Below are 21,175 nucleotides of genomic sequence, written 5' to 3'. Positions count from 1 at the left end.
AGTGAGTAAAGATTTTATTAAACCGAAGTTCAGATAACAAAAATAAATACCAAGATGTACAGAATGAATTCAAGGAAATATTTGGTGCTTGTACTGGCACTGCTGATTGTAATTCCATCTTTTGGACAGAAAAAGAAGAAAGAAGATGAAGAAGGCGTTACTACTTATGTTACCGAAGGAATTGCCTATGCCTTGCCGCGTACCGGAATAAAGTTGCACATTGAAGCAATTCGCGAGAAGTTTGAGCCGGGGCCTTATGCGGTTTATGCCGAGCAGTTGCTGGGTATTAAAGATGCCAAAACCAAACCGTCAACTCAGTGGCTGATTTCGGAAGTAAAAATCACGACCTTTTCAGAGCCTGATCCCGAGCAGGTGCACAAGGCATTCGGAGACGGAGCCATATTGGTCAGTCTGGCTGCCGACGGTTGCATAGCGGGCATCAATTCGTCCAATACCGAAGCCTTGCCTGAGGTATGTATGTCGAACAAAGTCGGGCAAAAACCCGATAAGGAAGATGGATTTTCGTTCGATTATTTTTCCGATACGCCTTTTGTGACTCAGGGAGATTCTTCCAATAATTTCCGCCCGGCAAGGGTTAGCGTGGAGCAAAAAGCGGCCGAAGCAGCCCGTCGTATTCTAAATGCCCGAATGAATCAGTACGATCTGGCAGCCTTGCGGATCGACGGCGAATACCCCGATGGAAAGGCGTATGAAGTAAGCCTCGAAGAACTGAAAAGGACCGAAAAAAATTACATTACGTTGTTTGTGGGAAGAACTACCTACAAAAAAGAAAGCTACAGTATTGACTATATTCCCGGAGCAAAAGATAAAAATCCGTCGGTGGCTTTTCGCATTTCAGATGAAAACGGCGTAGTTCCTGCCTCTGATCTGTCAGGAAAACCGGTGATGATCGAGTTTGAAACCGTGCCCGGTTTGGCCGATCAGTATGCAGGCAATGCTAAATCAGATAATCCGAATGCCGGAAGCAGTGGTGTTTATTACCGCATGCCGGGTGTAGCAAACATAAAAGTGTCGTATGAAATGAATACGCTGGCAACTGCCCGTGAAACCATCGCGCAGTTTGGTGTAGTGGCACCCCTTCCCGAAGAACTGCTAAACGGAGCTTATTCCGTCAGTTTCCATCCCGGAACAGGGGCAATTAAATCGGTGGTAAAAAAATAAACCATACAGGGTAGTCACGACGGCTACCCTTTTCTTTTGTGTCATTTCCACGGTATTTTATTTTTCTTATTTTTATCTGCTCAGAAAAAACTCATTTAAATTTATAAGTATGACAAATGCGATTAAGCAAACTCTTCGCGACTCTAAGAAGGCAAGATGGATTGCACTGGTGATATTGTCGTTTACAATGTTTGCCGGGTACATGTTTACCGAGGTGATTTCACCTTTAAAACCAATCATGGAGCGCACACTGGCCATGAATAGCTCCGATTTCGGATTTATTACCAGCGCCTATGGTTTATTCAACGTTTTCCTGATGATGTTGGTGATTGTTGGTATTTTTCTCGACAAATTCGGAATCCGTTTTAGTACCATCAGCTCGGCAGTAATCATGATTATTGGTGGTGTCATCAAATATGCTGCATTTAAGGGATTAATCGGAAGTCCGGATGCCATCATACATATTCCCCTTGTTGACCTGGATTTAACCACGCAGGTTTTCTGGGCCGGATTTGGTTTTGCCATTTTTGGTGTGGGGGTTGAATATGCCGGGATTACCGTTTCGAAAGCGGTGGCCAAATGGTTCAAGGGAAAAGAAATTGCCCTTGCCATGGGAATGCAGGTTGCCATTGCCCGTTTGGGATCGTTTGCTCCGCTTGCATTTGGTGCAAAAATCGCCAATACTTACGATGTGCCAACCACTATTCTTATTGTGGTGGTTTTCCTGGTTCTTGGTCTGGCTGGCTTCTTCTATTACAATGTAATGGATAAAAAGCTGGATGTTCAGATTCATGAAGAAGACGGCGGCCACGGCGACGAATTTAAATTCTCTGATTTGCTGGTAATCGTTGGAAACTGGGGATTCTGGCTGATTGCACTGCTTTGTGTATTCTTTTATTCTACCGTGTTCCCGTTCTACAAATACGGACCCGATTTGATGGTAAACAAGTTTGGCGTTAGCGAAGACTGGGCCGGATTTTTACCAAGTTTGGTACCTTTTGGAACCATGTTACTAACCCCGATTTTCGGAAGTATCTACGATAAAAAAGGAAAAGGAGCTTCCATTATGATTTTGGGCGCTGTTCTGCTGATCATCGTTCACGGTATTTTCTACCTGCCGTTTGTTACCAGCGTTGTGGCTGCTTTCTTTAACGTAATCCTGTTGGGTATCGCATTCTCGCTGGTGCCTTCAGCCATGTGGCCTTCGGTTCCAAAGATTATTCCTGAAAGACAATTGGGTAGTGCTTATGCTTTTATTTTCTGGGTACAGAATTTTGGTTTGTGGGGAATCCCGCTCGCAGTAGGTATTGTACTCGACAAAACCAATCCCGGGGTGGCTGAAGCAAAAGCTGCCGGCGAAATGGTAAACTACGATTACCAGACCACCTGGACCATTTTCGTGGTATTGACTGTGTTGGCATTGGTTACCGCTCTTCTGCTGAAATTGGAAGATAAACGCAAAGGTTACGGTCTTGAATTGCCCAACATCAAACAATAATTGAAGTTTGAGGTTTAAGATAGACGAATAAAATTAAACACACGTTATGACACAAATTAAAGAAATACAACCAACCGAGGTTTGGAGCATCTTTGATCAAATGTTGCAGATTCCTCGTCCGTCGAAACATGAAGAAGCCATTCGCGAATGGGCGGTGAAATTTGGTGAGAACCTGGGCCTCGAAACCCTTATGGATGAAGTGGGCAATGTGATCATCAAAAAACCGGCAACACCCGGGATGGAAAACCGTAAAACCGTTGTGTTGCAGGGACACCTGGATATGGTTCCGCAAAAAAACAGCGACAAGGAACATGATTTTGTGACCGATCCGATTGAGGCTTATATTGATGGAGAGTGGGTAACGGCCAACGGAACTACACTCGGCGCCGATAACGGAATTGGTGTTTCTTCGGCTTTGGCTGTACTGGCATCGTCAACCATTAAACACGGTCCCATCGAAGTGTTGCTTACCGCAACCGAAGAAACCGGAATGGACGGAGCCATCGGTCTGAAAGCGGGTTTGCTTGATGCTGACATCCTGATCAATACCGATACCGAAGACGAGGGCGTTTTTAGTGTGGGGTGCGCCGGAGGTATCGACGTAACGGCTACCTTCAAAAACAAAGTAAAAAAGACGGATAAGAAATATGCTGCGTTTAAACTAAGTGTTACCGGATTAAAAGGCGGGCACTCGGGTGTGGATATCCATTTGGGAAGAGGAAACTCGAACAAGGTATTTTTCCGCATTCTGAAAGCTGCAAGCGAACAGCTGGGTGTAAAACTGGCCGATATCCAGGGAGGAAGTCTTCGGAATGCTATTCCGCGCGAAACTTTTGGCGTGGTGCTGGTAAAACCGAAAAAAGCAGATGCACTTGAAGCGTTGGTAGCCGAATTGGGCGAAACAATCAAAGCTGAACTGATCAATGTAGAGCCGGGCTTGTCGGTAGCGCTCGAAGCAACCGAATTGCCCAAAACAAGAATGGCCGGCTCGTTGCAAAAGAAACTCACCAATGCGGTTTGGGCGGCTCCAAACGATGTGGTTCGTATGAGCGACACCATGCCGGGAACCGTTGAAACCTCTTCGAACCTGGCCATTGTTAAGTCAGACGAAAGCAAAGTAACCGTGGCTTGCCTGGTACGCAGCTTTTCCGAATCTGCAAAATTGGCGCTGGCTACCCGTTTGGAAGCTGTGTTTTCACTGGCAGGCGCTAAAGTAAACTTAACCGGAAGTTACCCGGGATGGCAACCCAATGTCAATTCCGAAATTCTGGAAGAAATGAAAGGTTTGTATGAAAAACGCTTTGGAAAACAACCGCAGTTGCTGGCTATGCATGCCGGACTGGAATGTGGTATCCTGGGGGCAACTTACACCAACTGGGACATGATTTCGGTTGGGCCTACCATCAAGTATCCACACTCGCCTGATGAAAAAGTGAATATCGAAACCGTGCAAAAATACTGGGACTTCCTGGTAGATACACTCGAAAATATTCCTGTAAAATAAGGAGCGGCGATTTTTAATCGTCGATTCCGGTAAGAGATGTCATTCGTCAGTTGATGGATGACATCTCTTTTGTTTTTGTAGCGACAGGCCGCTCATGCGTTCCTTCCGGCCGCTCATGCATTCCTACAGCCTCCCATGCGTTCCTTCAGTCCTCCCGTGCGTTCCTTCCGCCTCCCGTGCATTCCTTCAGTTCTCCCATGCATTCCTACGGGGCGTTTTTGCATTTTTGTGGATCGATTATCCATTTTTTCTGGTCAACTATCGACTCCTTCTGGTTGATTATCTATTTTTCCCAGCCGTTTTTCCAATAATTTTCGATTTCTATTCGAATTCGTTGTGCTACTCCTCTTTTCTGTAGCATACATTTTTGTTTTGCCTAAATTTTTGGTTATTTAGTCTGCCTTACCAAAGTGTATATGGATAAAAAAACAGGTGTGCTTTTTTGCCGTTGCAAAGCAAATGTAATCTCAGCTGAATCGCTGGATAAGATTGCTGAAGGGTTGAAAAATTTCGATGCCGATATTTTTGAATTGCAGGATCTTTGTGCGATGACCCTCCATGAAAAGGATGTGCTGAATACGATCGGGCAGGAGTTTCAGCAGAAAATCATTGTGGCCTGCTATCCGCGTGCTATTAAAAATATGTTCCGTCAGAACCATATTGAAATGGGCGATTTTGAGGTGCTGAATTTTAAGGAACTGTCGGCTGAAAAGATCTTCTCGAAGCTTGAATATGATTATCAGATTCCGAAGGGAGAAGCGCGTTACCAGGTACAGATCACTGATTTGAATGTGCCCGCGTGGTTTCCGGTAATCGATGAGTCGTTGTGTACGCTTTGCGGAAAATGTGCCCGTTTTTGCTTGTTTGGTGTTTACAGTTACGACCGCAAAAGTTTGAAAGTGGTCGATCCGCTGGCTTGCAAGGATCAGTGCCCGGCCTGCGGACGTACATGTCCCACTTCGGCCATTATGTTTCCGCGACTGGCTGAAAACACCGTTTTGGCCGGCGACGAACCCAACGGGCAAAAGATCGGCATCGATAAAGGCAGTCTGCTCACCACCCTGAATGCACGAAATCAAAACCGGCGCAACATTTTCAGGCAGGGAGTTGTTGAACAAGCCGAAGAGGAGCGCAGAAAAGCGCTGGAAGAATTTAAAATGGGACTGGATTTTACAAAGAATGATAAAAAGGATTCTTAAAAATACCGATAGAAAATGCCTGTACAAGTTTGTGTACAACATGGGGGTGAAGGGCTCGCTTAGTTTTGCGCGTTACCAGCGAAGATTGAAAAAGGGTGATTTTTTCCCGGCTTTTCATTTTATTTCGGTTACCGACGACTGCAACCTGAATTGCCAGGGCTGCTGGGTGACGCATAAAAAGAAAAACGCCCGCATGTCGCCCGAAACGCTGAACCGGATCATTGAAGAGACCAAAGCAAAAGGTTCGTATTTTTTTGGAATCCTGGGTGGCGAACCTCTTACCTATAAACCGCTGTTTGAGGTGTTGCGTCAACATCCTGATTGTTATTTTCAGCTGTTTACCAACGGAACCTTACTAACTCCGGAAGTGGCCGACGAGCTTCGAAAACTTGGAAATGTAACGCCGCTGATCAGTTTTGAAGGCGATGAAGTGGTGGCGGATGTTCGCAGGGGCGGAAAAGATGTTTTTCGCCGGACGGTGGAAGCCGTTGAAAATGCAACCAACGCAGGCTTGATTACCGGCGTGGCGATGAGTGTTTGTAAATCGAACATCGATCTGGCTTTGTCGGCAGATTTTATCAACTCGCTGATTCAAAAAAATGTGGCTTACCTCTGGTACTACATTTACCGCCCGGTGGGAGCCGATTCAAGCGTTGAACTGGCCTTGGATAAAGCTGAAATCCAAAAATTGCGGCAGTTTATGGTAGATGCCCGTTCGCAATTCGATATTGCCATTATCGATGCCTACTGGGACCAGGATGGCAACGGACTTTGCCCGGCTGCTACCGGATTAAGTCACCACATCAATGCCTCTGGTTATGTGGAACCTTGCCCGGTTATTCAGTTTGCTGCCGAAAATGTGAACGACAAACCGCTGGAAAAGATATACAGCGAATCTGCTTTTTTGAAGACCTTGCGCAATGATATTCCGCACAAAACCACGGGTTGTATTGTGATGGAAGATCCCAACTGGCTGGTGGATGTGGCAGAGCAACACAAAGCCACTGATTCTTCCGGCAGGGAAAACGAAGCGGCTCGTTTAAGGGCTATGCCGCCGGTTCCGAGTCACGGTTCGGGAGTTCCGGTGCCGGAGAAAGGATGGATTTACCGCTTTGCCAAAAAACGCGCATTTTTTGGCTTGGGCGCTTACGGATAGAAAATGAAGGCAAAAAAACGCATATTGAAAGTCCCGAAGGACAAGCGAATCCGCGAATTGTTGCGGAAGGAAGTCGTTTTGTTTGCTGAACAGAATAAAATTCTGCCACCGGCTTCTTTTGAGTTGCTGGAGGCAAAGTCGAGGGAACTGCTGTCTCAGCTGAATATGGATGAGGAGTTTCTTGATTTTACCATTGTTTTGCTGGGGAACGAAACCTGGCGCGAGGTGGTGAGTGCAACACCGTTTCACCGTCGTTTGCTGCTGTTGCCGCAGTGTCTCCGGAATAACCTTCAGTGTAAAGGAGTTTTTGATGAACTGGGACTGATCTGCGCCGGATGCAAAGGTTGTCAGATCGACGATATTCTGGGAAAAGCCGAAGAACTGGGCTATTCAACACTGGTGGCCGAGGGAACAACGGTTGCCATCGGCCTGGTGGAAGAAGGTTCGATTGATGCGGTGATCGGTGTAAGTTGTATGCCGGTTTTGCAAAATTCGTTTGAGCCGGTTTCGCGGGCCGCTGTTCCGGTCATTGGCTTGCCGTTGTTGTTTGATGGTTGCAGCAATACTTCACTCGATTACGACTGGTTGTTTTCAGAGATTGATCAGATCACTGAAAAAACAGAATCAAGGCCACTTTCGGTTTCGATGATCCGAAACCAGGTGGAAGAATATTTTACGGAAGAGAACCTGAAAAAATACTTCAAAGGAACCACTGAGACAGAAAAACTGGCCCGGGCGACTATGGCTTTGGGCGGACAACGGATGCGTCCTTTACTGGCATTGCTGGCTTATCAATCGTATTCCGGCGAAATTTCGGAGGAAGTGCAGCAGGCGCTGGCAGTGATCATCGAGTGTTTTCACAAAGCATCGCTTGTGCACGATGATATTCAGGACGATGAGGATTTTCGTTACGATCAGCCGGCGTTGCATAAAACAGCCGGAATCCCGGTGGCGATTAACATCGGCGATTATTTGATCGGAAAGGGTTATCAGTTGCTGGCTGGCGTTCCGTGCGATTCAAAAGTAAAAGCAGAATGTTTGAAAGTGGTAGCTACCTCGCACCTGAATTTGTCGGAAGGGCAGGGGGCTGACATCCTGTTACAACAGAATATCGCACAAAAATCGGTGGAAGAGGTTTTGAAAATCTTTGAGCAAAAAACCGGAGAGGCTGTGAAAGTCGCGCTATTAACCGGCGCCATTGCCGGAAATGCATCGGAAAGTGAGTTGTCTGTTCTTTCTCAGTTTGCTGAATATTTTGGAATTGCCTACCAGATCCGCGACGATCTGAACGAACTCCGTGAGACCAACGATAAGAAGCATGCTTTTGATTTTCCTTTCCTGTTGTCGCTGCTAAAACAAAGTATCAACGGACATTCTCCCACGTTTTCAGAAATCATTCAAACGGATAGTTTTGATTTACTGTTGGAGAGTTTCAAAGTGTATGAGACAGAGAAATCGGCAGATCAATACCTGGATGAATATGTCCAAAAGTGTTACGCCGGGCTCAACCAATTGGAGAACCGGAAATTGCGCCTGAGTTTGTACGGTGTAATGGGTAAAGTATTCAAAGCATAACGTGGCACGGAAACAAGCATACCAACCCGTATTTCTTCAGTTCATTTCCGAAATTGAAAAAGGATTTTTATTGCTCGATGAAGCGAGTCAGGCGGAGGTGCTGGCATTTGTAAAATCACAACAGCATACAACCGGTGCTTTTTCGAACCGCGCCGGAAATCCCGACCTGTATTATTCGCTGTTTGGAAGCTGGCTTTCGGTAGCACTAAAGCTGGAAAAGCAGCAGGAAAATCTGAAGAAGTTCACTTCGTCTTTTCAACCGGAATCTGAAAAAGTAGTCGATAAATTTTCCTTGCTGCTGATCAACCAGATGTTGGAAAACGACTTCAAAAAACCATCCCTTTTTGAGTTAATCAGATGGATTCGCAAAGGGGGCAAAAACCTGAATACTGCATATCGTTTTTTCCTTTTTATGCTGAGTTTTGACGCGCTTTACGGGAAAAACCGGCTGGCTTATCTTTTTGTAAGGCTCTTTCTTAATTTCTACAAACCTGACGAAAATTTACCCTGTAGTTTCTACGCTTCGTTGCTTTTTGCATGTTTTCTGACAGGTAAAGAGGTGAACAAGGAAGCCGCCGTTTTAATGAATTATTTTGAAAGAGGTAAGGGATTTAAAACGTTCCGCGATCAGGGAAATGCCGATCTGCTTTCAACGGCCGTAGCGCTTTTTGTGCTTAAAAAAGTAGGTGCCGATCTTCGGATGGTGATGCCTGATTGTTTGACGCTGGTTCAGGACAATTACGATAACGGCGCTTTTTTGTCGGGCGATGGCGATTCTTCCAAAGATTTGGAATATTCTTTTTATGGATTGCTAACTTTGGGTTTGCTTTCATAAAATGGACAAACAAAAGATACATCAACAGCTAAACGAAGTAGGCCGGATGCTGGCCTCCGAACTCAACCCCGAAGGGTACTGGGAAGGCCGGCTTTCGTCGAGTGCACTGGGAGTGGCAGTGGCTGTTGCTGCTCTGCATTTTGACGATCCGCAGAATAATTCGGATGAAATCAGAAAGGGAATTTACTGGCTGCAGCAAAACATCAACAACGATGGCAGTTATGGCGACACTCCCGAAAGCCCGGGAAATGTTAGTACCAGTTTACTGGTTTACGCGGCATTAAATCTCTATTCGGCAAAGGAAATTGCAGTCAAAGTAACGCAGCAGAAAATTGCGGGTTATTTGAATACGTTGAAAATTGATGTGAATTCTCCGCAAGTGGCTGAATTTATTTTGGCGCACTATCAGAAAGACTACACTTTTTCGGTGCCGATTCTGGCGATGTGCGGACTGTGTGGTGTGCCGGGAGAAGATGCGTTCAATCATATTCCTCAACTGCCTTTTGAGCTTTCTCTTCTGCCAAGGCAATTTTACCGGTTGCTGAATTTGAGTGTGGTGAGTTATGCCATTCCGGCGCTGGTAGCAGTAGGAATTGTTGTTTTCAAAAAGAAAAAATCAAACTTGTTCTGGCGGTTGGTGCGGAGATTTTCCATCAAAAAAGCGATGAATATTTTGCATCGCATGTTACCCGAGAGTGGTGGGTTTCTGGAGGCCATTCCTTTAACGGCTTTTGTTGCGTTGAGTTTGATCAATTCCGGTTTTGCCGATACCGAGGTGGTGAAAAAAGGAATTCAGTTTTTAAAACGTACACAACGCGAAGACGGAGGCTGGCCGATTGATGTGGATTTGTCAACCTGGGTTACATCGCTTTCGGTAAAAGCTTTTCGTGCGAATTTAAGTGGTTTTATGACCACCGACCAGGAAGACGATATTGCCGACCATTTTAAACTGATCCAGAACGACCGGGTTCATCCGTTTAATGGCACCGGTCCCGGTGGTTGGGGCTGGACCAGTTTCTCAGGTTCAGTTCCGGATGGAGATGATACTCCCGGAGTAATTTTGGCGCTGCTGAATCTTGAACCGGAACGTCAGGTGAAAAAGGAAATTCTGGACGGAGCCAGATGGTTGAAGAGTCTGCAAAACAGCGATGGTGGATTCCCGACTTTTTCGCGCGGATGGGGAAAACTGCCTTTCGATCAGAGTTGTGCTGACTTAACCGGACACTGTCTACTGGCGGTATCGGCGGTGTTGGAAACCTATCGGGAGGAAATAAGAAACAAGGATGTGCGCGCGTTGAAAGCCATTTTTGAACGTGCCTTAAAATACCTGGAGAACAAGCAATCGGAAAATGGAAGCTGGCTGCCGCTTTGGTTTGGAAATCAGTTGACCGGGGATCATTCCAATCCGGTTTACGGAACCGCAAAAGTAGTCACTTATTTAAAGGATGCTTTAACGCACAGTTGGCTTTCAGAATCCAATAAAAATAAACTAACGCGTTTAATCGCAAAAGGACAGGCTTTTTTAATCTCAGCACAGAATGCTGACGGAAGCTGGGGAGGCAGAAAAAATATTCCGGGAACCATTGAAGAAACTTCTTTGGCGGTTTCTGCGCTGGTTTCGAACGAAAATACAGCTGTTTGCAAGAAGGGCCACCGCTGGCTTGAAACGTATATTCAGAAAAACGGGTTTAAACCGGCGCCTATCGGGCTTTATTTTGCCTCGCTTTGGTACGACGAAAAGTTATATCCCGTTACTTCCTACCTGGAAGCGCTTTGCCGTACCGATGAACTGTTTGCTGGTGAATCCGTTAAAAATTGAAGTTTTACAGTAAGGATGAAACTACAGGAGCAGGCCATTATAGCAGCGGCGAAGGACATCGAATTTCGGGCAAACCATAAAACCATTCTTCAGCCGGTTAGTTTGGAAATCCGAAAGGGGGAGACGGTCGTGGTTACCGGTCCTTCCGGAAGTGGAAAAACGACTTTAGCCCGGCTCATTGCTGGTGATTTGCATCCGACCCATGGAGCGGTTGAGATAGCTGAAAAAAAGAGCGTGGTTTTTGTTCCGCAGCAAGACCGCTTTATTGCTTCGGCCGGTTTGCGCACCACGTATTATGGCCAGCGCTACGAAAGTGCCAATGACGAGGGAATACCGACCGTGCTGGAATTTTTTAAGCGAAGAGTGCCCGATCTTCAGGAAGAGGAATTTACAAAGGTTACTGACGAACTTGAAATCGGGTATTTATCCGACAGACGCATTTTGTCGTTAAGTAACGGTGAGCGTAAAAGAGTACAATTGGCAGTGGCTTTGTTGAACGAACCTGATTTACTGGTGCTTGATCAGCCGTTTATTGGATTGGATGTTCATGCGCGGGAAACTCTTTCTTCGATCCTGGAACATCAGAAAAGAAAAGGATTGGCGCTGCTTGTTGTAAGCGATCCCGCTTCGATTCCCGCATTTGCCGATTGGGTGGTGGAGATGGATGAAGGTCATACAAAACCTCCGGTTCATGCGCAGGAGTATCTGCATTTGATGAGAAGAAATCCTTTGCACATTAAGCCTTTTAATTCTGAACTTTTAACTCAGTTATCCACAGCTAAAACGAATTATCGCCAGGTTGTACAAATGACGAATGTTCAGGTTGCTTACGGAGGGAAGAAGGTGCTTGACAATATTGACTGGGAAGTAAATACGGGTGAAAGATGGGTGTTGAGCGGGCACAACGGCGCAGGAAAAACCACATTGCTAAGCCTGATAACAGCCGATAACCCGCAGGGGTATTCCAATCATCTGATTCTTTTCGACCGCAGAAGGGGGAGTGGTGAAACCGTTTGGGAAATAAAGGAAAAGATCGGTTTTGTTTCGCCCGAGTTGCATTTGTATTTTCTTCGGCACCGCGGAATGTATAAGCCGACCGCCGGTAGCGAGTTAAGCTACAATTCGCTCACTTGTGCCGATGTGGTTTTGTCGGGTTTTAAAGATGAGGTTGGATTCAATACCACGAATTCGAAAATACAACATACAAAAGCTAAGCAGTGGCTCGAAATGCTGGGAATGGAAAATATCGGGGAAGCGTCTTTTTTACATGCTTCGTTGGGCGAGCAGCGAACTATACTTTTAGCGCGGGCGCTGGTAAAGTCTCCCGACCTGCTGATCCTTGATGAACCGTGTCAGGGCCTTGACTCTGAACATACCCGGCGTTTTATCGGCTTGCTCGATCAAATTTGCGGGAACGATTCAACCACCATGATTTACGTAACGCACCGCAAAGAGGAAATTCCGGGATGTATCACGCATGCATTGGAGCTGGAAAACGGGCGAATCAAAAGCCAGGGAAAAATCTCCTGATGTGCTGATGTATTTTGTTCCGATGTTCCGTCAAAGGTAAGTATTTGCCGTAGGAATTTCTTCTCCGTCAGTAGTCAGGTAGGTTTTGGCCAGGTTCGCAGTTAAGCACGAATGCACGGGAATTACTTCTATTAAATCGCCCACATTAATTTCTCTGAAATTGGCGGGAGTTGTTTTAATGATTCCGTGTTCCTGCGACAGTCTGGATAAATAGTTGTTGGTATCGAGCAGTTGCTTTTCTCCGTCTTTTTCAATAATAATCCGGCCAAATAAAGGCTTTCCGTCGGTATTAAGAATGCTATCTTTTGCAAAATGTACTGCACCTCCGTAGATGACCACTTCGTTTCTGGAAACGTGTTTGGCCACTACGGGGCAGACCATCCGAACGGCAATGTCTTTCATGGAACAGGCGCCCAGGTTTTGTTGCATCAGATCGTAAAACACAAAATTGCCCGGCCTGAACTCGTCAACTCCGCTAAAGTTACTGCAGATGCTCGCTGAAGGTGTGTCTCCCATACTGATTTCCACCTTAGGGAATCGTTTTAGGTAGGCTGCTTTCAAACTTTTCATTTTGAGGAGCGCATCAAATTGACGGCTAAATATTTCGTTGGTAGAGCGGGCTGCGTAGGTGTGCCCGGTATGGGTCAGAAATCCTTTGAAAGTTATTTTTTTGTTGGCAGCAATGGTGTCGAGAATGGCATCGATAATTCCTGTTCGCGACAAAGGAATACCTGTTCGGTTGTAGCCCGTATCGATTTTTAGGTACACCCCAATTGGGTTTTGGGCCTTCGCGGCGAGTACTTCAGCAGCTTCTTTGTTTTCGAGTAAAACGTTTAGCTTTACCGAAGCGGCCAGTCGGTTGATGTGAGCCATTTCAAGTATGTTCAGGGAAAAAGCAATGGTGATGTCGTCCCATCCGTTCATGGCAAAATATTCAGCCATCCCGACCGACGACACGGTGATGGCATCTACTCCAAAGTGGCGAAACCACTCACCGACTTTAGCCGATTGATGGGTTTTAAAGTGAGGTCTGAAACGCATGTTGTGCGCTTTGGCTTTTTCAGCCATTCGTTCGATGTTCTGCAAGCAAACTTCTTTGTCGATAACAAAAGTGGGTCTGATAATTTCAATCATTTACTTTCCCTGGTGTAAGGTTTTTAATTTAATGGTTAGGGTGTTGCGGGCGTTCATCAGTTTTTCCGATATTCCAACCTTGTAAATATGCGGACTTATAAATCGTTTGTGTTCTTCAGGTAATTGTTGCGATCGTTCTTCCAGCCACCGGTGAATTTCCTGTGGTTTTCTTCTTGGAATTAATGTTTTGCCGTCAGAAAAAACAAGTTCCATGAGGTGCTCTTTTTGCAGCCCGGAAACTTCCGAGTTTTTTTCGGGATAAACCCGGTGATAGATTTTGTCCAATTCCTCGTGGTTTTCTTCTTCGAGGATAATTCCATCGCGGAAGAATTTTCCATCTTCATCAAAATACCGGATTACTTGCTTTCTTCCCGGAAGCGTTATTTTTTCTGTATTTTCAGAAAACTTCATTTTAAGTTCGCTGTCGATAAGCGACAGTTTATACACGCCATCCAGTGCAGCGTTATCTTTCCCGGTGATCAGTTCGGTTCCGATTCCGAATCCATCGATCGCTGCATTCTGATCGCGAAGCAGCGTTTTGATAACGTACTCATTCAACTGGTTGGAGGCGATGATCTGAACATCCTCAAGCCCTGCCATATCCAGCATTTTGCGGGCTTTTTTACTCAGGTAGGCGAGGTCGCCACTGTCGAGCCGGATGCCTTTTAGCTGATCGCCTCTCTCTCGCATTTCGTGCCCAACGATGATGGCATTCGGAACACCTGATTGTAAGGTATCGTAGGTATCCACCAGCAAAATCGTATTGTCGGGATGGGTTTGGGCAAACGAACGAAAAGCTTCCAGTTCGCTGTCGAAACTTTGTATCCAGCTGTGCGCCATTGTTCCGCTGGCAGGAATGTCAAAAAGTTTTGCCGCCAGCACATTGGACGTTGAACTTGCGCCCCCGATTACTGCTGCCCGGCTTGCATGAATGGATCCAAGTCCCTGAGCCCGGCGCAACCCAAAATCAGCAAACAGTCTTTCTCCTGCGATTAATTTAATGCGAAAAGCTTTCGTGGCAATCAGTGACTCAAAATTCAGAATATTCAGCAACAGGCTTTCAATTAGCTGACATTCGATAATGTTACCTTCAACGCGTACAAGCGGCTCATTTGGAAATACAATTTCTCCTTCCTTTACGCTGAATAAACGTCCTTTAAACCTGAAATCACTTAAATAATCAAGGAAATCGGTAGAGAATCCCTGTTTGCTTAAATATTCAATATCGGATTCGGTGAACGTGAAATCGCTCAGCATGTCGAGCAAATCCTGCAGGCCTGCAAAAACGGTAAATCCACCTTTGTAAGGATTGGTTCGGTAATAATAATCAAAGCAAACCTGTTGGTTTTGTTTGTTGCAGGCGAGATATCCCTGAGCCATGGTCAGCTCATAGAAATCAGTATAAAGTCCCAGTTTTTGATCGCTTAATTGCATTGTTCCCCCCGAATTAAAGCAGTGCATTAAATATAATCAAGAAAATCTGTTTATAAAACAGAACGGCGGGGATTGCCCTTTATTCAGACAAAAAACTTAACTAAAATGAAAATATGAAAATAAAAAAACGTTCCAGCGCAATGCGAAGAAACGTTTTCTGTATGTTGAATTGCTTTTTTTCTTATTGTTCCAGGAAAATGGTCTGTTCGCGGTTCGGACCTACCGATGCGATTGAAACCGGAACACCCATCTCGTCTTCAATAAAGTTGATGTAGTTGTTCAGTTCTTCCGGGAATTCATTTTGATCTTTAATTTTGGTAAGATCGGTTTGCCAGCCGGGCAGTTCCACATAAACCGGTTTTACGCTGTCGTCCAGTTCAAACGGGAACTGTTCCACCACTTCGCCGTCAATTTCGTAGCCCACACAAACTTTTATGGTTTCGAAATCATCGAGTACGTCGGCTTTCATCATGATGAGTTCGGTTACTCCGTTTAGCATTACCGAATATTTCAAAGCTACCAAATCGAGCCATCCGCAACGGCGTGGACGACCGGTTGTCGATCCAAATTCGTGACCTGCCACGCGCATTTTATCTCCTGTTTCGTTCAATAATTCGGTCGGAAACGGGCCCATTCCAACACGTGTACAATACGCTTTGAAAATCCCGAACACTTTGCCGATGGTTTGTGGGGCAATGCCAAGTCCGGTACATGCTCCGGCACAAATGGTATTCGAACTGGTAACAAACGGATACGAACCAAAGTCGATATCGAGCAAAGTTCCCTGTGCTCCTTCTGCCAATACCGATTTCCCTTCTTTTATCGCATCGTTGATCATATGTTCGGTATCTACAATCTGGAACGACTTTAATACTTCAACCCCGGCAAACCAGTCTTTTTCGCACTCGTTCAACATTTCTTCGTAGTTGAATTTGTAAAACTCGGTAAGCATTACTTTGTGGTTGTCGATACGCGTAGTGTATTTTTCGTCAAAGTTGTGGAGCAGGTCACCAACACGCAATCCGTCGCGGCCGATTTTATCTTTGTAAGTTGGTCCGATACCTTTTAATGTCGATCCAATTTTGGTTGCACCTTTCTGCTGTTCCGAGGCGGCATCCAAAATTCGGTGGGTCGGCAAAATCATGTGGGCTTTTTTCGAGATGTAAAGGTTTTTCGAGATATCAACGCCAATTTTATTCAGCGCTTCAATTTCTTTTTTGAAAACCACCGGATCGATGACTACTCCATTTCCAATGATGTTGATTTTGTTTTCACGGAAGATTCCCGAAGGAATGGTATGAAGTACGTGTTTGATGTTGTTGAATTCGAGTGTATGACCAGCGTTGGGACCACCCTGGAACCTGGATATAACATCATACTTTGGAGTAAGCACATCCACAATCTTGCCTTTTCCTTCGTCTCCCCACTGGAGGCCCAACAAAACATCTACCTTCATGATTTTGATTTTTATATTACATACAAAACCGTGAAAATTAATCTTTGACGACGAATTTTCACGGCTTTCGATTTAAGCATTTAAAAGTAGTAATAATTTTATTTGCACACATAAAAAAATCCTTCGCAGGGAAGGATCTTAATATTTTTTAATGAAGCGGTAACTTCACTTATTTCACATGTTCGCCATAAATATACAGCGTGTGATGCGAGAGCCTGAAATTGTTCTTATTACAGGCATCTTCAATAATCTCTCGGATACGGGGATCGTAAAACTCCATAACAGTACCATTCGTCATATCAATCAGGTGGTCGTGCTGAAGCGTGGCAAAAGCTCTTTCAAACTGAGCAATATTTTTCCCAAACTGATGCTTTACCACTAATTTGCAATCCAGTAAAAGATCGATGGTGTTGTAAAGTGTAGCCCTGCTAACCCGGTAGTTGTTGTTTTTCATCGATATGTACAGCGACTCAATGTCGAAATGTCCGTCTCGACAATAAATTTCATCAAGAATAGCGAATCTTTCCGGTGTTTTTCGGTGTCCGTTCTTTTCCAGGTATTCGGTAAACATTGTTCTTACTGTTTCCCGGGTTTTCTGGTTATTCATAATTAAACCAATTTTAAATAGGTTTCAAAAATATAAATTTTTTTGATTCTTTTAGAATGGATATAAATTATTCGTTCAGGTTTTCCACTCTGCTCACATTTTCAATGCCTTTGATGTTTTTAAGTCGCGAGATTAGGCTTTTCAGGTCTTCGGCGTTATGAATATACAAAAACAGATCACCTTTGAAAATTCCGTCGTGTGTATCAAATTTTACTGACCGCATGTTTATGTTCAGCCCCTTTGAAATAACAGTAGTTACCTCGTGAACAATGCCGAGGCGGTCGAAGCCTTCGAGGTTCAGGCGGGTAAGGTACGACTGCCGTTTAAACTTGGTCCATTCGGCGCGGATGATGTTTTCGCCCTGGTTCGTGAGAAGTTTGGCGACTTCGGGACAATCCACTTTGTGGATAATCACGTGTTCTTCGTTGCTTAAATAACCCACCACCGGATCGCCGGGAATTGGATTGCAGCACTTGGCCAGAGAAAACGAGGTGTTGTCTTGTGTCTCTTTTAGAAGAAAGGTTTTCTTTTGGTCGATTTTTTTGCTGTGGTCTGCTTCTTTCTCTGCGGCTTTATTGCCTCCTCCGAAGGTGATGTTCCAGTATTTTACGAGCTTGTTCTCCGATTTTTTTCCAATAATTTCCTTGATGTCTCCGAGATCAATAAATCCTACTCCAACTTCAGAATAAAGCTGGTCGCGGTTATTCATGTTGTAGTGGGCCACCAGTTTTTTCAGGTTATTCGCCGAAAGTGGTTCCTTTATCCGATTAAAGGCATCTTCCACCAATTGTTTGCCTTTTTCGGTATGTTTGGCTTTTTCGGTTTTGAAAGCATCCTTTATTTTTCCGCGTGCTTTTGCGGTGTTCGAGAATTTAAGCCATTCGAGCTTGGGAACCTGGTTTTCGGAAGTTAAAATCTCAATCTGATCGCCATTTTGCAGTACGTGACTCAATGGCACCAGCTTAAGATTGATTTTCGCTCCAATACATTTGTTTCCCAGGTCGGTATGTATTTCGTAAGCCAGGTCAATTACGGTTGATCCCTGAGGCAGCGAAATCATGTCTCCTTTGGGCGTAAATACATTTATTTCGGAAGAGTACAGGTTCAGTTTGAAATCGTCGAGAAATTCAAAAGCATCTGAATCGTTGCTTTGCAATAATTCTCTGATTTGTTCAATCCATGGGTCCAGTTCATTTTCAAATGTCCGGATGTCTTTATAGCGGTAATGAGCTGCAAATCCGTGTTCTGCAACGTCATCCATACGATCGGTCCTGATCTGAACTTCCACCCAATTCCCCTGTGGCCCCATTACCGTAACATGCAACGATTCGTAACCATTTGCTTTTGGTGTTGTAATCCAGTCGCGAATCCTATCGGGTTTGGGTTTGTAGATGTCGGTAACGATAGAAAGTACATCAAAACATTGTCTTTTTTCTGAAAATTCAGGTACCGATTTGATTACAATCCGAATCGCCAGAATGTCGTAAACCTCGTTGAATGTCACCGACTTTTTCTGCATTTTTCTCCAGATTGAATAACAGGTTTTTAACCGGTGGGTAACTGCGCAATTAAAATCTTCGTTTTTCAACTTTTCGACAATCGGCCGGATGAACTCGTTGACCAGGTAATTCCTTTTTTCTTCCTGGTTATGAAGCATCAACAAAATCTGGTTGTATTCGTCGGGATGCTTGTGTTTGAAACTGAGATCTTCGAGTTCGTTTTTAATGGCATACAATCCAAGGCGATGAGCTAGCGGGACATAGAGGAACAGTGTTTCGGCAGCGATTTTAATTTTTTTATGCGGCTGCATCGAATCCAGTGTTCGCATGTTATGAAGGCGGTCGGCAATTTTTATGAGAATTACGCGCACATCATCCGACAAGGTCATCAGCATTTTTTTCAGCGTGAGCGCATGTCTCGAATCATAATCACCCGAAAGTTTTGTAAGTCCGTCAACAATGCGGGCTACCCGTTCGCCAAACATGTTTTCAATGTCAGAGAGCCTGTATTCAGTGTCTTCCACCACATCGTGCAATAACGCCGATACTATTGACGTGGCGCCCAATCCGAGATCTACGGCAACGATTTTTGCAACGGCAATAGGATGAATAATAAAGGGTTCCCCCGACTTCCGCTTAATCCCGTCGTGTGCAGCGTTTGAAAAACGAAATGCTTTTTCAATTCGTGCCAATCTTTCTTCGTCGAATTTTCCCTTTAATACTTTTAGAAAATCCTGGTAGCGATCTTCAATGTAACTTATTTCTGCCTGTGTAAAATGTTGCATGTTTCAAATTTTTGAAAAAATACATGCTAAAAAACGCCCTTTTTCAAGAGCGGTTGAATATATAAATTCTTTCCTGTTCCGGCATTTTGTCCGGCTAAAATATCTCTTTCTTTATCCCCTGTCAAAATTGAGCACATTGGATCGATTTTATATTCCTTTAGTGCCTGAACAATCAATCCGTGCTTTGGTTTTCTGCAATCGCAAAAACCTGTTATCTCCGGATGATGCGGACAGAGATAAACTTTTTCAACGCGTATTTCCGCTTTTATTAGCTGTTCTGTCATTCATTGCGTTAAATGAAGATAATCGTTTTCTGTGTAATAACCGCGGGCAATACCCGATTGATTGGTAATAATAAAAATTAGATAATCCTGATCGTGGCAATTTCGTAAAAGATCAAATATTTCGGGTTGAAACTTAAAATCTTCTACTCGGAATAGATAATCTTTATCGGGATTGGCGGTTACATCTTGGTCGAGAAAAAGAGCCTTTCGTTTTGCTGTGTCGTTCATTTCTTGTTTTCGAAAATCAGGCAGATAAAAGGCAGGTTTGTTGCTGTTTCCTGCTCATGAAAGTTACTGGTCTTCTTTGTCGGCATGCATCTCTTTTAATTTGTTCACAACAAATTTATCGATCGGGAAAGTAATGCCATCTTCCTGCAACTCATTTATTTTCACCCATCTGAAACTTTGAGTGACAGCGCTTCCAATTTCAAAATCGAAAGCTTTATCTGAAACGGAAAATCGAAGCGGGGACTTTAAATCAACGAGGTAATAAATACTGATTAGCTGGGCGTTTTCGTAAAATAAAGCCTTCTGGTAAAAATCAGTTGTATAAAAATGGCGGAGATTTTCTATTTCCTGTCCGTTGCATTCCTCGGCAAATTCCCGTTTTAGTCCGTCTGCAATTCCTTCTCCCAATTGGAGTCCTCCGCCCGGGAATTTGGTCATTTTCATGTTTAACACAAATTCGTCGGAAAGCAGTACTTCGTTTCGTTTGTTGATTACAATTCCGTAAACGCGTATGATGAATTGATCAGGAGTCATATTGTTGTATTGTGTATTCAATATAAGCGATTATATCTGCTGTTCGTAAGGGCTCGAACCAATGCACATTTTCGTCGCGCCGAAACCAGGTTAATTGCTTCCGTGCATACCTGCGCGAGTTTCGTTTAATCAGTTCGATTGCTTTTTCATGGGATATTGTTCCGTCGAACCAATCGAATAATTCCCGGTATCCAACGGTATTCAGTGCATTTAAGTGTTTCATGGGGTAAACACTTCGGGCTTCGTCTATTAAGCCTTCTTCAATCATTTTATCTACCCGCCGGTTAATGCGTTGATGGAGTAATTCCCGATCGCAGTTCAATCCGATTTTTATGATTTTGAAGGGACGTTCTTTCTCCGGATTGGTTCGGAACGAAGAATAGGGTTTCCCGGTCATCAGGCTTATTTCCAAAGCATGAACAATACGGTTCGGATTTTTCAGGTCCACTGTTTCGTAGTAGTCCGGATCCAGCTTTTTGAGTTGAAGCCTTAAACTTTCCAGACCCTCTTTTTTGAGCTGCTGTTTTAGTGCCGCTCTTATTTCGGGATCGGCATCGGGCATTTCATCAATTCCTTTGCAAACCGCATCAATGTATAACATCGAGCCGCCCACCATAACAATCAAATCGAGCCGGCCGAAAAGCTTTTCGAGTAGCTGGAGGGACTCTTGCTCGTACCTGCTGGCATTATAATTTTCTTCGATTGAATGTGACTGGATAAAGTGGTGAGGGACACTGGCAAGTTCATTCGGCGAGGGAACCGCAGTGCCAATATTTAGTTCTTTGTAGATCTGCCTCGAATCACAGGAAACGATTTCGGTTGAAAAATGGCGGGCAATTTCAATTCCGACTGAAGTTTTTCCAATACCGGTTGGGCCAGTGATAACTACAAGTGTTTTTTGCATAAAAGATGGTGT

18 protein-coding genes are annotated in these 21,175 nt (G+C 44.5%); 9 read left to right on the top strand and 9 right to left on the bottom strand.

Translation table 11 applies throughout. The annotated features are described in order from the left end of the window. Positions 1 to 63 precede the first annotated feature (63 nt). From MR764_RS16190 to MR764_RS16150, 9 genes are all read left to right on the top strand, one after another. Entirely contained in the window at positions 64 to 1,182 is a 1,119-nt protein-coding gene (locus MR764_RS16190; protein WP_247980490.1) for a DUF4831 family protein, read from the top strand. A gap of 109 nt (positions 1,183 to 1,291) precedes the next feature. Beyond that, positions 1,292 to 2,680, top strand: coding sequence for an MFS transporter (locus MR764_RS16185; protein ID WP_247980489.1), 1,389 nt, complete (start codon positions 1,292 to 1,294; stop codon positions 2,678 to 2,680). A gap of 46 nt (positions 2,681 to 2,726) precedes the next feature. Then, entirely contained in the window at positions 2,727 to 4,184 is a 1,458-nt protein-coding gene (locus tag MR764_RS16180) for an aminoacyl-histidine dipeptidase (RefSeq protein WP_247980488.1), read from the top strand. Between the two features lie 416 nt (positions 4,185 to 4,600). Further along, on the top strand, positions 4,601 to 5,383 hold the full coding sequence (locus MR764_RS16175) for a 4Fe-4S binding protein (RefSeq protein ID WP_247980487.1): 783 nt from the start codon (positions 4,601 to 4,603) through the stop codon (positions 5,381 to 5,383). After that, positions 5,364 to 6,539, top strand: a complete 1,176-nt coding sequence (locus tag MR764_RS16170; protein WP_247980486.1) for a radical SAM protein — start codon at positions 5,364 to 5,366, stop codon at positions 6,537 to 6,539. The genes MR764_RS16175 and MR764_RS16170 overlap by 20 nt, the downstream gene beginning before the upstream one ends. Positions 6,540 to 6,542: 3 nt before the next feature. Beyond that, a complete protein-coding gene (locus MR764_RS16165; RefSeq protein WP_247980485.1) occupies positions 6,543 to 8,114 on the top strand; it encodes a polyprenyl synthetase family protein in 1,572 nt (523 codons plus the stop codon). 1 nt (position 8,115) lies between these two features. Further along, complete coding sequence (locus MR764_RS16160; RefSeq protein ID WP_247980484.1) at positions 8,116 to 8,949, top strand: hypothetical protein; 834 nt, start codon at positions 8,116 to 8,118, stop codon at positions 8,947 to 8,949. A gap of 1 nt (position 8,950) precedes the next feature. Next, positions 8,951 to 10,768 carry a prenyltransferase/squalene oxidase repeat-containing protein gene (locus MR764_RS16155; protein ID WP_247980483.1) on the top strand — a complete coding sequence of 606 codons (1,818 nt, stop codon included), beginning with the start codon at positions 8,951 to 8,953 and terminating at the stop codon, positions 10,766 to 10,768. A gap of 15 nt (positions 10,769 to 10,783) precedes the next feature. Continuing rightward, positions 10,784 to 12,298, top strand: coding sequence for an ATP-binding cassette domain-containing protein (locus tag MR764_RS16150; protein WP_247980482.1), 1,515 nt, complete (start codon positions 10,784 to 10,786; stop codon positions 12,296 to 12,298). Between the two features lie 30 nt (positions 12,299 to 12,328). Here MR764_RS16150 and MR764_RS16145 read toward each other — a convergent pair whose 3' ends face one another. From MR764_RS16145 to miaA, 9 genes are all read right to left on the bottom strand, one after another. Next, positions 12,329 to 13,432 (bottom strand): alanine racemase, encoded by a 1,104-nt coding sequence (locus MR764_RS16145; protein WP_247980481.1) that lies wholly within the window; start codon positions 13,430 to 13,432, stop codon positions 12,329 to 12,331. Continuing rightward, entirely contained in the window at positions 13,433 to 14,866 is a 1,434-nt protein-coding gene (locus tag MR764_RS16140; protein WP_247980480.1) for a nicotinate phosphoribosyltransferase, read from the bottom strand. It lies immediately after the preceding gene. A 181-nt stretch (positions 14,867 to 15,047) separates the two neighbouring features. Next, on the bottom strand, positions 15,048 to 16,322 hold the full coding sequence (locus tag MR764_RS16135; protein ID WP_247980479.1) for an adenylosuccinate synthase: 1,275 nt from the start codon (positions 16,320 to 16,322) through the stop codon (positions 15,048 to 15,050). 169 nt (positions 16,323 to 16,491) lie between these two features. Then, positions 16,492 to 16,929, bottom strand: coding sequence for a transcriptional repressor (locus MR764_RS16130; RefSeq protein ID WP_247980478.1), 438 nt, complete (start codon positions 16,927 to 16,929; stop codon positions 16,492 to 16,494). Positions 16,930 to 16,996: 67 nt separating this feature from the next. Then, positions 16,997 to 19,213, bottom strand: a complete 2,217-nt coding sequence (locus MR764_RS16125; RefSeq protein WP_247980477.1) for a RelA/SpoT family protein — start codon at positions 19,211 to 19,213, stop codon at positions 16,997 to 16,999. Between the two features lie 26 nt (positions 19,214 to 19,239). Continuing rightward, on the bottom strand, positions 19,240 to 19,497 hold the full coding sequence (locus MR764_RS16120; RefSeq protein WP_247980476.1) for an HAD hydrolase-like protein: 258 nt from the start codon (positions 19,495 to 19,497) through the stop codon (positions 19,240 to 19,242). Beyond that, entirely contained in the window at positions 19,498 to 19,725 is a 228-nt protein-coding gene (locus tag MR764_RS16115) for a hypothetical protein (RefSeq protein ID WP_247980475.1), read from the bottom strand. 63 nt (positions 19,726 to 19,788) lie between these two features. Beyond that, positions 19,789 to 20,259, bottom strand: coding sequence for an NUDIX domain-containing protein (locus tag MR764_RS16110; protein ID WP_247980474.1), 471 nt, complete (start codon positions 20,257 to 20,259; stop codon positions 19,789 to 19,791). Next, positions 20,249 to 21,163, bottom strand: a complete 915-nt coding sequence (miaA, locus tag MR764_RS16105; protein ID WP_247980473.1) for a tRNA (adenosine(37)-N6)-dimethylallyltransferase MiaA — start codon at positions 21,161 to 21,163, stop codon at positions 20,249 to 20,251. The genes MR764_RS16110 and miaA overlap by 11 nt, the downstream gene beginning before the upstream one ends. Positions 21,164 to 21,175 lie beyond the last annotated feature (12 nt).

Source organism: Maribellus sp. YY47, assembly GCF_023111095.1.
GTDB lineage: Bacteria > Bacteroidota > Bacteroidia > Bacteroidales > Prolixibacteraceae > Draconibacterium.
The sequence above is the reverse complement of the archived record's forward strand: the minus strand, read 5'-3'. Positions and strand labels throughout refer to the sequence as shown.